General features: G+C 43.8%; 1 protein-coding gene. It reads left to right on the forward strand.

Translation table 11 applies throughout. The features are described 5' to 3' along the window. Position 1 precedes the first annotated feature (1 nt). Positions 2-324: HlyD family secretion protein (locus AB4653_RS26110; protein ID WP_372105677.1), on the forward strand; the 323-nt coding region annotated here is incomplete at its 3' end.

A 324-nucleotide genomic window follows, 5' to 3' on the forward strand; every position in this document is an offset into this window, starting at 1 on the left:
TATTGCTACTGCGATCATGCTGTCATTAGGCTTAGCTGGCGCTGGATATTGGTATGGCTATGGCCAGTACTTCGAGTCAACCGACAATGCCTACCTACAAGGCGACATCACTAATATAAGCCCGAAGGTGTCGGGTTATATTGTTAAGTCTTACGTGAGTGATAACCAATCGGTTAAACAAGGTGACTTGTTGGTTCAAATTGATGATCGTGATTACCAATCTGCACTTGCTCAGGCGAATGCGCATTTAAGCGTCGTTCAATCAAGCGTACACAACCTTATCGCTCAACAAACGTTACAACGTAGCCAAATAAATCAAGCTGA

Origin of the sequence: Vibrio sp. 10N.222.48.A3, assembly GCF_041475345.1 — a bacterium.
In the GTDB taxonomy this organism is placed as follows: domain Bacteria; phylum Pseudomonadota; class Gammaproteobacteria; order Enterobacterales; family Vibrionaceae; genus Vibrio; species Vibrio tasmaniensis_A.